Annotated in this window: 13 protein-coding genes and 1 pseudogene; 10 read left to right on the plus strand and 4 right to left on the minus strand. The window is 61.5% G+C overall.

Annotation, left to right across the window (positions count from 1 at the left end; all coding sequences use genetic code 11):
- Positions 1-308 precede the first annotated feature (308 nt).
- Genes HNQ83_RS05590 through HNQ83_RS05600 form a run of 3 tightly spaced genes read left to right on the plus strand, consistent with a single transcriptional unit; the run spans position 309 to position 4,502 of the window.
- Positions 309-1,841, plus strand: a complete 1,533-nt coding sequence (locus HNQ83_RS05590; RefSeq protein ID WP_175388030.1) for an MFS transporter — start codon at positions 309-311, stop codon at positions 1,839-1,841.
- Between the two features lie 25 nt (positions 1,842-1,866).
- Positions 1,867-2,934, plus strand: a complete 1,068-nt coding sequence (locus tag HNQ83_RS05595) for an HlyD family secretion protein (protein ID WP_175388031.1) — start codon at positions 1,867-1,869, stop codon at positions 2,932-2,934.
- Positions 2,931-4,502, plus strand: a complete 1,572-nt coding sequence (locus HNQ83_RS05600) for an efflux transporter outer membrane subunit (protein WP_175388032.1) — start codon at positions 2,931-2,933, stop codon at positions 4,500-4,502. The genes HNQ83_RS05595 and HNQ83_RS05600 overlap by 4 nt, the downstream gene beginning before the upstream one ends.
- A gap of 15 nt (positions 4,503-4,517) precedes the next feature.
- On the opposite strand, the gene HNQ83_RS05605 is transcribed toward HNQ83_RS05600, so the two are convergent.
- Together HNQ83_RS05605 and HNQ83_RS05610 are read right to left on the minus strand one after the other, a co-directional pair.
- Positions 4,518-5,276, minus strand: coding sequence for a slipin family protein (locus HNQ83_RS05605; protein ID WP_095192449.1), 759 nt, complete (start codon positions 5,274-5,276; stop codon positions 4,518-4,520).
- A gap of 2 nt (positions 5,277-5,278) precedes the next feature.
- Entirely contained in the window at positions 5,279-5,812 is a 534-nt protein-coding gene (locus HNQ83_RS05610) for an NfeD family protein (protein WP_175388033.1), read from the minus strand.
- A gap of 196 nt (positions 5,813-6,008) precedes the next feature.
- Between HNQ83_RS05610 and HNQ83_RS05615 the strand changes: the two genes are divergently transcribed.
- Together HNQ83_RS05615 and HNQ83_RS05620 are read left to right on the plus strand one after the other, a co-directional pair.
- Positions 6,009-6,470, plus strand: coding sequence for an aminoacyl-tRNA deacylase (locus HNQ83_RS05615; protein ID WP_175388034.1), 462 nt, complete (start codon positions 6,009-6,011; stop codon positions 6,468-6,470).
- 132 nt (positions 6,471-6,602) lie between these two features.
- On the plus strand, positions 6,603-6,848 hold the full coding sequence (locus tag HNQ83_RS05620; protein WP_175388035.1) for a DUF2789 domain-containing protein: 246 nt from the start codon (positions 6,603-6,605) through the stop codon (positions 6,846-6,848).
- A gap of 4 nt (positions 6,849-6,852) precedes the next feature.
- On the opposite strand, the pseudogene HNQ83_RS05625 reads toward HNQ83_RS05620, so the two are convergent.
- Both HNQ83_RS05625 and HNQ83_RS05630 read right to left on the minus strand, forming a co-directional pair.
- Positions 6,853-7,135: pseudogene (locus HNQ83_RS05625) on the minus strand (type II toxin-antitoxin system RelE/ParE family toxin).
- Positions 7,132-7,410 (minus strand): antitoxin of toxin-antitoxin stability system, encoded by a 279-nt coding sequence (locus HNQ83_RS05630; protein ID WP_175388036.1) that lies wholly within the window; start codon positions 7,408-7,410, stop codon positions 7,132-7,134. Before HNQ83_RS05630 ends, HNQ83_RS05625 begins: the two are co-directional and overlap by 4 nt.
- Before the next feature lie 199 nt (positions 7,411-7,609).
- On the opposite strand from HNQ83_RS05630, the gene HNQ83_RS05635 reads away from it, so the two are divergent.
- The 5 genes from HNQ83_RS05635 to HNQ83_RS05655 are packed head-to-tail and all read left to right on the plus strand — an operon-like array spanning position 7,610 to position 12,642.
- Complete coding sequence (locus tag HNQ83_RS05635) at positions 7,610-8,038, plus strand: MarR family winged helix-turn-helix transcriptional regulator (RefSeq protein WP_175388037.1); 429 nt, start codon at positions 7,610-7,612, stop codon at positions 8,036-8,038.
- On the plus strand, positions 8,035-10,107 hold the full coding sequence (locus HNQ83_RS05640; protein ID WP_175388038.1) for an FUSC family protein: 2,073 nt from the start codon (positions 8,035-8,037) through the stop codon (positions 10,105-10,107). The genes HNQ83_RS05635 and HNQ83_RS05640 overlap by 4 nt, the downstream gene beginning before the upstream one ends.
- Positions 10,104-10,313 (plus strand): DUF1656 domain-containing protein, encoded by a 210-nt coding sequence (locus HNQ83_RS05645; protein WP_175388039.1) that lies wholly within the window; start codon positions 10,104-10,106, stop codon positions 10,311-10,313. Before HNQ83_RS05640 ends, HNQ83_RS05645 begins: the two co-directional genes overlap by 4 nt.
- Positions 10,310-11,197, plus strand: a complete 888-nt coding sequence (locus HNQ83_RS05650; RefSeq protein ID WP_175388040.1) for an HlyD family secretion protein — start codon at positions 10,310-10,312, stop codon at positions 11,195-11,197. Before HNQ83_RS05645 ends, HNQ83_RS05650 begins: the two co-directional genes overlap by 4 nt.
- On the plus strand, positions 11,194-12,642 hold the full coding sequence (locus HNQ83_RS05655) for an efflux transporter outer membrane subunit (protein ID WP_175388041.1): 1,449 nt from the start codon (positions 11,194-11,196) through the stop codon (positions 12,640-12,642). The genes HNQ83_RS05650 and HNQ83_RS05655 overlap by 4 nt, the downstream gene beginning before the upstream one ends.
- The last annotated feature ends 45 nt before the right edge of the window (positions 12,643-12,687 follow it).

The raw sequence follows: 12,687 nt of genomic DNA on the forward strand, positions 1-12,687 counted from the left end.
GCTTGCTCCCGTCGGGGCGCGAAGCGGCTCCGAAAGAAGGACTGCTGCGCAGCCCAACGGGAGCAAGCTCCCTCGCCACAAAAACGCCTCCTGCACAGCGCTGTTCTAACACCTATGGATGGTGGTCCGCCTGACGCGGCAGTGTTAGTTTTTTTCCGTCGTTTTTTCGCGAGACATGTTTCTGTCCTCGCTCATTTTTGTCGTCCAATTGCTGCGTCCAGCGCACTTATAAATTGCCAATAAGTCAGTTTTCGTCAGCGATTCGCCTTCGTAGACTGCCACCTCAATCATTTCGGAGTTGTGAACCGATGACCTCCCTGACGGCCTCGGTGCCTCTGGCTGCGCCCACGCCGGCCGCCGCGCCAACCGTGTTTGGTCTGCGGATCATCATTGGCCTGGTGGGTGTGCTGCTGGCGGTGTTGGTCTCAGGCCTGAACGAGATGGTGACCAAGGTTGCCCTGGCTGACATTCGCGGTGCGTTAGCCATCGGCTACGACGAAGGCACCTGGCTGGTCGCCAGCTATGCCGCGACTTCGGTGGCGGCGGCGGCCTTCGCGCCCTGGTGTGCGGTGACGTTCTCGTTACGGCGCTTCACGCTGTGTGCGATCAGTGCGTTCACCCTGCTGGGCGTGTTGTGCCCGCTGGCGCCGAATTACGAAAGTCTGCTGGTGTTGCGCACGTTGCAAGGCCTGGCCGGTGGCGCGCTGCCCCCCATGCTGATGACCGTCGCCCTGCGTTTTTTGCCGGCCAACGTAAAGGTCTTCGGCCTGGCCGGTTATGCCCTGACCGCCACCTTCGGCCCGGGACTGGGCACGCCGCTGGCCGGGTTGTGGACCGAGTATGTCGGCTGGCAATGGACGTTCTGGCAAGTCGTCGCACCGTGCCTGATCGCCACGCTGGCGGTGGCCTACGGCATTCCCCAGGACCCACTGCGGCTGGAGCGTTTCAAGCAGTTCAACTGGCGCGGTTTGCTGCTGGGTTTTCCGGCGATCTGCATGCTGGTGATCGGCATTTTGCAGGGCAATCGGCTGGACTGGTTCGAGTCGAGCCTGATCAGCGTCTTGCTGGTGGTCGGCACGTTATTGCTGGTGCTGTTTCTGATCAACGAGTGGTCGCAACCGATCCCGTTTTTCAAGATGCAGATGCTCGGTATCCGCAACCTGTCGTTCGCCTTGCTGACCCTGGCCGGGGTGCTGGTGGTGTTGCTGGCGGTGATCATTATTCCGTCCAGCTACCTGGCGCAGGTGCAGGGATATCGGCCGGTGCAGACCGCGCCGATCACGTTGTTGGCAGCGCTGCCACAGCTGATCGCGCTGCCGTTGGTAGCGGCGCTGTGCAACCTGCGGTGGGTCGATTGCCGCTGGGTGCTGGGCATCGGCCTGAGCATGCTGACCCTGTCCTGTCTCGGGGGATCGCAGCTGACGTCGGCATGGATTCGCGATGATTTCTATGTGTTGCAACTGTTGCAAATCTTCGGTCAGCCCATGGCGGTGTTGCCGCTGCTGATGCTCTCGACCGGAAGCATCAGCCCGATGGATGGGCCATTCGCCTCATCCTGGTTCAACACCGTGAAAGGCCTGGCGGCGGTGATCGCCACCGGCGTGCTGGAGACGTTGACCACGGCGCGGCTGCACTTTCACTCGACGATGCTGGTGGATCGCCTCGGCAATTCGCCCTTGGCCGATTCCGACAGTGCCGGCCTTGCCCATCGGCTGCATGAGCAGGCGGTGGTGCTGACCGCGGCGGACCTTTACTTGTGCATGGCTGGCGTTGCCGTGGCGCTGATCCTGCTGATTTTCTGGCTGCCGACGCGGATCTATCCGCCGCGCGCGCCGACCTGAATGCTCCACTGAAACCGAGGTTTTTATGACGACTCAATCCAAGCAAAAAGTGGCCGTGGGCGCTGCCGTCGTGATCGCGGTGGGCGTGCTGATTTCCCTGCTGGCGCCGGGCGTGTTCGGCCAGCGCACGCAACAGAGCACTAACGACGCCTATGTCTCGGCAGACTACACCGTGGTGGTGCCGCGAGTGGCCGGGTTCATCAAGCAAGTGCTGGTGGAAGACAACCAGCAGGTCAAGGCCGGGCAAATGTTGGCGCTGATCGACGACCGTGATCTGCGTGCCGCCGCCGAAGCGGCCGCCGCCGAATCGCTGGTGGCCCAGGCTCAATTGCAAAATGCCAAGGCGACCCTTGAGCGCCAGGCGTCGGTCATCGCCCAGGCGCAGGCCTCTGTGGTGTCTGCCAAGGCCGAGATGGCCTTTGCCGAACATGAACTCAATCGCTACAACCATCTCGCCGGGGTCGGTGCCGGTACGGTGCAGAACGCGCAACAGGCGCGCACGCGCATCGATCAGGCCAGCGCCCGGTTGACCAACGCGACGGCGGTGCTGGCGGCGGAACGCAAGCAGGTGGACATCCTCACCGCGCAGCGTGATGGCGCTGAAGGTGGCTTGAAACGGGCCCAGGCGAAGCTGGAAATTGCCAGCTACGAACTGTCCTATACACGCATCGTCGCGCCGCAGGATGGCATGGTTGGCGAGCGTGCCGTGCGGGTGGGCGCCTATGTCTCGCCGGGCAGCAAGCTGCTGGCGGTGGTGCCGTTGGCGCAGGCTTATGTGGTGGCCAATTTTCAGGAAACCCAATTGACTCATGTGCAACCGGGGCAGGCGGTTCAGGTCAGCGTCGACACTTTTGGCGGCGAAGCGCTGAAGGGGCGCGTCGAAAGCATCGCGCCGGCCACCGGGGTGACCTTCGCCTCGGTCAAGCCGGACAACGCGACCGGTAACTTCACCAAGGTGGTGCAGCGCATTCCGGTGAAGATTGTGCTGGCGCCGGGGCAGCCGTTGGCCGAGCGGTTGCGGGTGGGGATGTCGGTGGAGGCGAGGATTGATACCTCAAGTGCTGGCGTCGAACATGAGGTTGCGCAGCGATGAGATTCTTTGGTGACAGGTCTGACGCCTTCGCGAGCAGGCTCGCTCCCACAATTGGGCGGTGCGTTGACCACAATCTCTTTTCAAAAGGTGATCCTCTGTGGGAGCGAGCCAGCTCGCGAAGAGGCCATCAGCCTCGACTCACCCTGTGTGCCTTGCTCATCATGAGCCTCTCAGCCTGCACTGTCGGCCCAGACTTCCAGAAGCCCGAAACGCAGCAAGTCACCGAATGGTCGAAACCCTCAAAAGCAGCAGCTAGCCAGGCCATCACCGAGACGATGAACGAACGCTGGTGGGAGGTGTTCAACGACCCGAAACTCTCGGCCCTGAGCCAGCGCGCCTTGACCGACAACCTCGACCTGAAACTGGCAAGCAGTCGCCTGGAGCAAAGCCGCGCCGTGCGCCAGGTGGTCACCGCCGATCGCTATCCGACGACCGCCGCCACTGGCAGCTATGCCCGTAAGCGCAACAGCGGCGAAGGCCTGATGGACCCCTCGGGGCACAACGGAAACTCCGCGTTCAACCTGTGGGATGCCGGTTTCTCTGCCTCCTGGGAACTGGATTTCTGGGGCCGGGTACGCCGCGAAACCGAAGCGGCAGACGCCACGCTGGAGGTCGCGGAAAACGATCGTCGTGGCGTGTTGTTGTCGGTCCTCGCCGAAACCGCCCAGGACTACATCCAACTGCGCGGCGTGCAAAACACCAGGGCCGTCACCGAACAGAACCTTGAGGTGGCTCGCCACAGCCTGAAGCTGTCGCAACTGCGCCTGGCCGACGGCGTCGCCACGGATCTGGACGTCGCCGAAGCCGCCGCGCAAGTGGCCGCCATCGAATCGCGCCTGCCCGCGCTGGAACAGCGTCAGGCGCAGTTGATCAACGCCCTGAGCCTGTTGATGGGCGAACCGCCCCAGACGCTGGCGTCCGAGTTGTCCACCGACGCACCGGTGCCGCAGACACCGCGCCAGGTCGCCATCGGCCTGCCGTCGCAACTGGCCGAGCGCCGCCCGGACATTCGCCAGGCCGAGACCCGCCTGCATGCCGCCACGGCGAGCATCGGGGTGGCCAAGGGTGATTTCTATCCGCGCATTACCCTGTCGGGCAATGTCGGCTCGCAAGCCATGCAGTTGAGCGATTTCGGTTCATGGGGTTCGCGCACGTTTGGCATTGGCCCGCAATTGAGCCTGCCGTTGTTCGATGGCGGGCGCTTGCGTGGCGTGTTGAATTTGCGTGAGGCGCAGCAACAGGAAGCGGCCATCGCCTACCAGCAGACCGTGCTGCGCGCCTGGCATGAAATCGATGATCAACTGAGCGCCTACAACGCCAGCCAGTTGCGCCGCGACAGCCTCGCCGAAGCGGTGCGCCAGAACCGGATCGCCCTGCAAACCGCGCAACAGCAATACGTGGAGGGCGTGGTGGATTTCGTCAACGTGCTCACCGTACAAGGCGCGCTGCTGGCCACCCAGGAGCAATGGGTCGAGAGTTCGACGGGCGTGTCGCTGGCGGCGGTCGGGTTGTACAAGGCGCTGGGCGGCGGATGGGAGTCGGTGTATCCGCTCGCAGCGCAGCGTTGAGTCACCCTTTGCCATTCAAGGCTTGGCCGACAAATCCGCCATGCCCTTGAGCAGTTCGATCGGCAATGGAAAGACGATGGTCGAGCTCTTGTCGCCGGCAATCGAACTGAGCGTCTGCATGTAACGCAATTGCATGGCGCCAGGCTGACGGCCCAGCATTTCGGCGGCCTGCATGAGTTTTTCCGAGGCCTGCAATTCACCTTCGGCGTGGATCACCTTGGCCCGGCGTTCACGCTCCGCTTCGGCTTGTCTGGCGATGGCGCGGATCATCGATTCGTTGAGGTCTACGTGCTTGATCTCGACGTTGGCCACTTTGATGCCCCAGGCATCGGTCTGGGCGTCGAGCACTTGCTGGATGTCGATGTTCAGTCGTTCGCGTTCGGCCAGCAGTTCATCGAGTTCATGTTTACCCAGTACCGCGCGCAACGTGGTTTGCGCCAGTTGGCTGGTGGCCATGAGAAAGTCTTCGACCTGGATGATCGCCTTCTGCGGATCGAGAACGCGAAAATACAGCACCGCGTTGACCTTGACCGAGACGTTGTCGCGGGTGATCACATCCTGTGCCGGTACGTCGAGGACGATGGTCCGCAGATCGACGCGAACCATTTGCTGGATCACCGGAATCAACAGGATCAGGCCCGGGCCCTTGACCTGCCAGAAACGACCGAGCTGGAAGACCACCCCGCGCTCGTACTCGCGCAGGATGCGAAAGGTCGCGCCCGCCAATGCGATCAGCAACAACAGGAGCGCGACAAAACCCAGCTGCAAACCCATGGCTATTCTCCAATCGACACCGCGTCAGTCGCGGCCACTTCCAGCATTAATCCCTTGCGTGCCACCACCCGCACCCGCTGTCCGATCTGCAATGGCTTGGCGCTCGACACTTGCCAGCGTTCGCCCTGCAAATGCACCCAGCCTTGGCAGCTATCACCGGCCTGCAAGGACAGCACCGGCGTCACACTGCCCAGCAGCCCGGCATCGCCGCTGACGGTATGGCGCGGTCGGGTTTTCAAGGCGCGGATCAGCAGGAAAATCAGCAGCAGTGCACTGATCAGTCCCAGGCCGATCATCAGCGGAACGGGCAATTCGGCGTTGGTCAGGATGACTGCGCCGATCACGAACATCACGATCCCGCCCAGGCCGATCACGCCGTAGTTGGGCAGGGCGGCTTCGGCGATCAAAAACGCGATGCCGAAGGTGATCAGCCAGATGCCGATGGGATCGGGAGCCGGCAGGCCGACAGTGTCTGCGGCGAATATCGAGCCGCTGAACGCCAACAGCCCTGCAATGGCACAACAACGCGTATTCACGTGACCCTCCGGGAGAGTCGGTGGTGGTTCTGTATACAGTTTAGTTGACGCACCACTTGTATGAATTTTGCTCAGTTGTCGACCTGTCCGATGGGCGGATTTCCCGCCGGATCGCCCCGGCGGGCCTAGACTTTTACTACGTAGAAAAATGTTAACCATCGTCCGCCAGGCGTGATTGCGGACACCGAGGTGCATCATGCGTATGGCAAGAACCGTGCAGAGAAGCCTGGAAAAGGCTCAATGCGACTATGACATCGTTACCCACCCTCATTCGGCCAGTAGCCTCGAAACGGCGCGGGTCGCGGGCATTCCTGCCGAACGGGTGGCCAAATCGGTGATCCTCGACGACCACCACGGGCACTACCTGATGGCCGTGCTGCCCGCCAGCCGGCACCTGGACTTGAGCAAAGTCCGCAGCAGCGGCGAATGGCAGGTCTCCCGTGAAAGCAACCTGCCGCATCTGTTCGATGACTGCGAACGTGGCGCGGTGCCTGCCCTGGGCGAGGCCTATGGACTGGACGTAGTCATCGATCCCCTGCTGACCCGGCAAAAAGATATCTATCTGGAAGCCGGCAACCACATCAATCTGCTGCACTTGAACACGCCCGATTTCCTGAAAATGGTGCCGCATGCGGAGGTGCGGGAGTTGAGTTATTGAGATTTGTATTGGCAATGCTGCCGTCTTCGCGAGCAGGCTCGCTCCCACAGAGGATCGCGTTTCTCCTGTGGGAGCGAGCCTGCTCGCGAATGACGGCGAAGCAGTCACCCCACCCGGAAACAGGAGCCAGACATGGAAAACCCAACCCACAGCCTCCCTTCCCTGTTCAAACAACTCGGCCTGCCTGACGACGCCGAAAGCATCGACAAATTCATCGCCACCCACTCACCGCTCAAACCGGAACTGCACTTGGCGGACGCATTTTTCTGGAGCCCGAGCCAGGCGGATTTGCTGCGCACTGAAATTCTCGATGACGCGGATTGGGCGGCGGTGGTGGATCAGTTGGATGTGATGTTGAGGAAGGGGCGGGGAGGGTAGGCGTTTAGTTCCCTGGCGGCCACTGTCGGGAGGTATGAATCAGGGCAAGGATCCAGATTGCATCCAGCACCCGTTCATAAACAATGCGATAACTGTGATGTGGAATGAGCTCGCGAGTACCGGCAATGATTCCGGGGAGGGCCATATTCAGGATATTGGGCAAGCCGGGATACTGCATCGCTGAAGCGATTGTCCATGTCGATGGCTGCTTTTGGGTTAACGGCGTGTAGGTAATCCCAGATGTCTGCACGATCCTGTGCTGCTTCCTTCGTCCAGATTATCTTCATTCCTGTATGGCTGCCCGTCCACGCCTGGCGGCGAACTCTGCTTCAATTTCCTCATTCGTCAGACCGTCACCTTTGCGCATGGAAACACGAGCGATATCCACTTTACGTTGCAGGAACGCTTCGTACTCACGGGACTCTCGTTGAGTTTGAACAAATTGACGCATCATTTCCCGAACAATTTGCGAGGCCGGGCGATGAGCCGCTTCTGCTTCAGCCATGAACTGTTCGCGCAAATCTGACTCGAGTTTCATCGTAAAAACGGCTTGTTTTGACATGGGCTAACCTCCGGACAGATGTAATGAAAAAGTATATACAAATTCATTACATTGGCTTGGCGGCAGTCGGGCATTAACGACGGATGGCCACCAATTTGTTTCAAAACTTGACGAAAAATCCCCTCCAATGCGATATTGATAGTTAGCAAACTAACAGTGTGTGCATTCCCTCGTGCCGAATAACCTCGACGCTCTCCAGATGAACATCAGCAGCTCCATGGTGGTGGCGGCCCGTCATTGGCGGAAGATCTGCCAGACCACGCTGGTCAACTATGGAATTTCCGAAGCCTGCGCCGTCCCGTTGTTGATGATCGGGCGCTTGGGCGATGGTGTGCGTCAGGTGGCGGTGGCTCAGGCGTCGGGGATGGAGAGCCCGTCTCTGGTGCGATTACTGGATCAGTTGTGTCATGCCGGCCATGTCTGCCGGACCGAAGATGCCCAGGATCGTCGCGCCAAATGCCTGAGCCTTACCGACAGCGGACGGACGCTGGTGCAAACCGTCGAGGTCGAACTGGTGCGTCTGCGCAATGAAGTGCTGGAAGGTATCGACCGACGAGATCTGGAAGCCGCGCTGCGTGTGTTGAAGGCCTTCGAGTCGGCCAGTCCATTTCCGGTGATCCACCCTTGAACGGTTTTTTTAGCGGCATGCCCCCGGCCCGTGACTGGTTTTACGGCGTGCGCACTTTCGCGGCCTCGATGATCGCGTTGTACATCGCCCTGCTCATGCAGATGCCGCGTCCTTACTGGGCGATGGCCACGGTGTACATCGTTTCCAATCCGTTTCTCGGCCCGACCACGTCCAAAGCCCTGTACCGCGCCATCGGCACCTTTCTCGGTGCCGCCGCGGCGGTTTTGTTCGTGCCGATGTTTGTCCAGAGCCCCTATGTGCTGGTGCTGGTCATTGCCTTGTGGACCGGCACGCTGCTTTTCCTGTCCTTGCATCTGCGCACGGCCAACAACTATGCCTTGATGCTGGCCGGCTACACCTTGCCGCTGATCGCTCTGCCGGTGGTGGATAACCCGTTGGCAGTGTGGGACGTGGCCGAGGCGCGCACCGAAGAGATTTTTCTCGGCATCGCGGTCGCCGCAGTGATGGGTGCGATGTTCTGGCCCCGGCGGCTGGCGCCGGTGTTCAACGATTCGGTGAGCAAGTGGTTTACCGATGCGTCGACCTACAGCCTGCGTTTTCTCGGTCGCAACGTGCAGCCCGATGAAGTCAGCGCACTGCGCATGTCGATGGTGACGACGTTCAACAGCCTGGAACTGATGATCGGCCAGTTGCCCCACGAGGGCGCGCGGCCACAAACCGTGCGCAATACCAAGGAATTGCGTGGGCGAATGATCCACCTGCTGCCGGTCATCGATGCGCTCGACGATGCACTTTATGCGCTGGAGCGACGTACGCCCGAGCTCGTGGACAAGTTCGCGCCGCTGCTGGGCGCCGCCACCGAATGGCTCCAGCACAAAGACGCCGACATTGACCGGTGGCAGGCGCTGAAAGACCAGCTCGAAGCCCTGCAACCCGGTCCCGAAGCGCTTGAGGATCGCAAGCAACTGTTGTTCTCCAACGCCATTTATCGTCTCGGCGAGTGGATCGATCTGTGGCAGGACTGCCGTAGCCTGCAAATCGCCATCCAGTGCGAAAACCAGGACAGTTGGCGCGCGGTGTATCGGCACTGGCGCCTGGGTCGGCTGACACCGTTTCTGGACCATGGCCTGATGCTGTATTCGGCGGCGTCCACCGTTACCGCGATCATTGTCGCCTCGGTATTGTGGATTCTGCTCGGCTGGACCGACGGCGGCGCCGCGGTGATTCTGGCGGCGGTGTCGTGCAGCTTTTTCGCCTCGATGGACGACCCGGCGCCACAGATCTACCGGTTCTTTTTCTGGACGGCGATGTCGGTATTGTTCGCCAGCCTTTACCTGTTTCTGGTGCTGCCCAACCTGCACGATTTCCCGATGCTGGTGCTGGCGTTCGCCGTGCCGTTCATCGTCGTTGGCACCCTGACGGTCAAGCCACAGTTTTACCTGGGCATGCTGCTGACCCTGGTCAACACCTCGTCCTTCATCAGCATTCAGGGCGCCTACGACGCCGATTTCCTCAGCTTCGTTAACTCCAACCTCGCCGGTCCCATCGGCTTGCTGTTTGCGTTCGTCTGGACCCTGATCGCCCGGCCATTTGGCGCCGAACTGGCGGCCAAGCGCCTGACCCGTTTCAGCTGGCGCGACATTGTCAGCCTGACCGAACCGGCCACGTTGGCCGAGCACCGGCATCTGGGCGTGCAGATACTGGATCGCCTGATGCAGCATTTGCCGCGTCTGGCCATGACCGGCCAGGACACCGGCATCGCCCTGCGGGAGGTCCGTGTGGCGTTGAACATGCTCGACCTGCTGGCCTACACGCCACGGGTTCCGGGCCTGCCGCAAGCATTGCTGCGTCAGGTGGTGGCGGAGGTCGGCGAGTACTTCAAGACCTGCCTCAAGGCTGGCGAACGCCTTCCGGCGCCTGGTCCGTTGCTGATGACCATGGACCGTACCCGCCGCGCCCTCGCCGGCGCTGGTGACGATCAAACCCGAATGCATCTGCTGCACGCCTTGAGTGGCTTGCGCCTGGCGCTGTTGCCCGGCGTCGAATTTGTCGGCTCCGCAGAGCAAGAAGAACCGCTTCCCCATGGCATCGATGGAGCGCCTTTATGATCGGTGATCTGGATATCAGCGGGGTGTTCCTGCCCACGCTGCTGGTGCTGATGGGCCTGACGTACGGGGTGTACCTGCTGGTGCACGCAGTACTGACGCGCCTGCACTTTTACCGTCTGGTCTGGCACCGGGCATTGTTTAACGTGGCTCTCTACGCCTTGCTGCTTGGCGTCGTGGACTCACTCAGTCGATACCTGATGACATGAAAAAACCTTTATTGACCATCGGCCGTGTGGTCCTGACCCTGTTGATCGTGAGCTTCGCCGTAGTCGTGGTGTGGCGCATGGTGATGTATTACATGTTCGCTCCCTGGACCCGCGACGGGCACATTCGTGCTGACATCGTGCAGATCGCGCCGGACGTGTCCGGTCTGATCCAGCAGGTGGAAGTGCGCGATAACCAAATGGTCAAACGCGGGCAGGTGCTGTTCAGCATTGACCAGGACCGCTTCAAGCTGGCCCTGCGCCAGGCAAAAGCGGCGGTGGCCGATCGCGAGGAAACCCTGGCCCAGGCTCAGCGTGAGGCCAAGCGCAACAAGGGCTTGGGCAACCTGGTGCCGGGCGAGCAACTGGAAGAAAGCCAATCGCGTGTGGCCCGCGCCCAGGTGGCGTTGATGGAAGCCCAGGTCGCGGTGGACAGTGCTCAATTGAACCTCGACCGTTCTGTGATTCGCAGCCCGGTGGACGGTTATGTCAACGACCGCGCGCCGCGTACCCAGGAGTTTGTCAGTGCCGGGCGGCCGGTGTTGTCGGTGGTCGACAGCAATTCTTTCCACATCGACGGCTATTTCGAAGAAACCAAGCTCAATGGCATCCATGTCGGCCAAAGCGTCGATATCCGGGTGATCGGCGACCGTGCGCGCTTGCGCGGGCATGTGGAAAGCATCGTCGCCGGTATCGAAGACCGTGATCGCACCAGTGGCAACAACCTGTTGCCCAACGTCAATCCGGCCTTCAGCTGGGTGCGTCTGGCCCAGCGGATTCCGGTGCGGATCGCCTTCGATGATGTGCCGGCGGACTTCCGCATGATCGCCGGGCGCACGGCGACAGTGTCGATCATTGACGATCAGAATCGGGAGCCCGCGCAATGAACAAGGCCTCGGGGTTGGCGGTCGCCGGTTTGGGCTTGCTGCTGTCGGCGTGTCAGGTGGTCGGACCGGACTATCACCTATCAGACGAGGCCGCCGTTCATCGTGAAGACTTGCAGGGCGAACTGGCGGTCGATGGCAAGCCTGTGGTTTCGGACCCGGTGCCCGCCGATTGGTGGCGCCTGTATCGGGATCCGCGACTTGACCAGTTGATCCAGCAGGCCATGGCATCCAATACCGATTTGCGGATCGCGGCTGCGAACCTGCAGCGATCCCGCGCTCAGGTCGACGAGGCCGAGGCAGCGGGCGGCTGGAGCGGCGGCGTGAAGATGGGCGCCGAACGTTTGCAGGAGTCCGGTGAAGCGTTCCTGTTACCGGAGAAAGTGCCGGTGGCCAACATCGGTAGCATCGCCATCAGCGCGTCGTACCAATTCGACCTGTTCGGCAAGTTGCAGCGCGGCATCGAAGCGGCCAAGGCCAGTGCCGATGCGACTCAAGCCGCCGCCGATACCGCACGTATCACAGTGGTGGCCGATGTGGTGCGCGCCTACACCCAAGTGTGCGCGGCCAACGAAGAGCGGGAAATCGCCCAGCACTCCCTGGACCTGCAAGCCCAGAGCACCACGTTGATCCAGCGTCTGCGCGACGCCGGGCGTGGCGATGAAACCCAGGTCACCCGGTCGCAGACCCAATTCAAATCCCTGCGCGCCGAGATGCCGCGCTATGAAGCCGAGCGTCAGGCTGGGTTGTTCCGTTTGTCGATGCTGCTGGCCAAGCCTGTGGATCAATTGCCGGCCGGCACTGCCACCTGTGATGAATTGCCGAAAATCGCCCAACTGGTCCCGGTGGGCGACGGCGCGTCGTTGCTCAAGCGCCGTCCCGATGTAAGGCAAGCCGAGCGCCGACTGGCGGCTGCAACCGCGACGATTGGTATCGCCACGGCTCAGCTGTACCCCGACGTGAGCTTTGGTGCGACGGTCGGCACCGTGGGCATCCTGGAAAACCTCGGCGAGCCGTCCACCAACCGTTGGGGCTTCGGACCCTCGCTGAGCTGGACCGTGCCGACCAACGGCGCCCGTGCGCGAATCCGTGAAGCAGAAGCTGTCACCCAGGGTGCTCTGGCGCAGTTCGACGGCGTCGTGCTCAACGCGATCCGCGAAACCCAGACGAGCCTGGCCCAGTACGCCGCATTGCTGCAACGCCGCGATGCCCTGGCGGACGCCGAGCAATCGGCAAAACTGGCGGCGGACCAGACTCACCGCTTCTTCCAGGCCGGTCGCGAGTCGTTCCTCGCCGACTTGCAGGCCACCCGCACCTACACCGATGTTCGCGCGCAACTGGCCGCTGCCAACACTCAGGTTGCCGCCGGGCAGATCAATCTGTTCCTGGCCTTGGGTGGCGGTTGGGAAAGCGGACGAACGCAAGCGTCGAACTCCGGCAAACCCTGAGGCCGTTGCTATGCTTTGAAGTGTTGAAAGGGCGTTTGTGAAAAA

The sequence above is a fragment of the Pseudomonas sp. C2B4 genome (genome assembly GCF_013359695.1).
In the GTDB taxonomy this organism is placed as follows: domain Bacteria; phylum Pseudomonadota; class Gammaproteobacteria; order Pseudomonadales; family Pseudomonadaceae; genus Aquipseudomonas.

Excerpts from the sequence above, each read along its gene's own strand:
- HNQ83_RS05590 (WP_175388030.1), top strand. The coding sequence starts at position 309 with ATGACCTCCCTGACGGCCTCGGTGCCTCTGGCTGCGCCCACGCCGGCC.
- HNQ83_RS05595 (WP_175388031.1), top strand. The coding sequence starts at position 1,867 with ATGACGACTCAATCCAAGCAAAAAGTGGCCGTGGGCGCTGCCGTCGTG.
- HNQ83_RS05600 (WP_175388032.1), top strand. The coding sequence starts at position 2,931 with ATGAGATTCTTTGGTGACAGGTCTGACGCCTTCGCGAGCAGGCTCGCT.
- HNQ83_RS05605 (WP_095192449.1), bottom strand. The coding sequence starts at position 5,276 with ATGGGTTTGCAGCTGGGTTTTGTCGCGCTCCTGTTGTTGCTGATCGCA.
- HNQ83_RS05615 (WP_175388034.1), top strand. The coding sequence starts at position 6,009 with ATGCGTATGGCAAGAACCGTGCAGAGAAGCCTGGAAAAGGCTCAATGC.
- HNQ83_RS05620 (WP_175388035.1), top strand. The coding sequence starts at position 6,603 with ATGGAAAACCCAACCCACAGCCTCCCTTCCCTGTTCAAACAACTCGGC.
- HNQ83_RS05630 (WP_175388036.1), bottom strand. The coding sequence starts at position 7,410 with ATGTCAAAACAAGCCGTTTTTACGATGAAACTCGAGTCAGATTTGCGC.
- HNQ83_RS05635 (WP_175388037.1), top strand. The coding sequence starts at position 7,610 with ATGAACATCAGCAGCTCCATGGTGGTGGCGGCCCGTCATTGGCGGAAG.
- HNQ83_RS05645 (WP_175388039.1), top strand. The coding sequence starts at position 10,104 with ATGATCGGTGATCTGGATATCAGCGGGGTGTTCCTGCCCACGCTGCTG.
- HNQ83_RS05650 (WP_175388040.1), top strand. The coding sequence starts at position 10,310 with ATGAAAAAACCTTTATTGACCATCGGCCGTGTGGTCCTGACCCTGTTG.
- HNQ83_RS05655 (WP_175388041.1), top strand. The coding sequence starts at position 11,194 with ATGAACAAGGCCTCGGGGTTGGCGGTCGCCGGTTTGGGCTTGCTGCTG.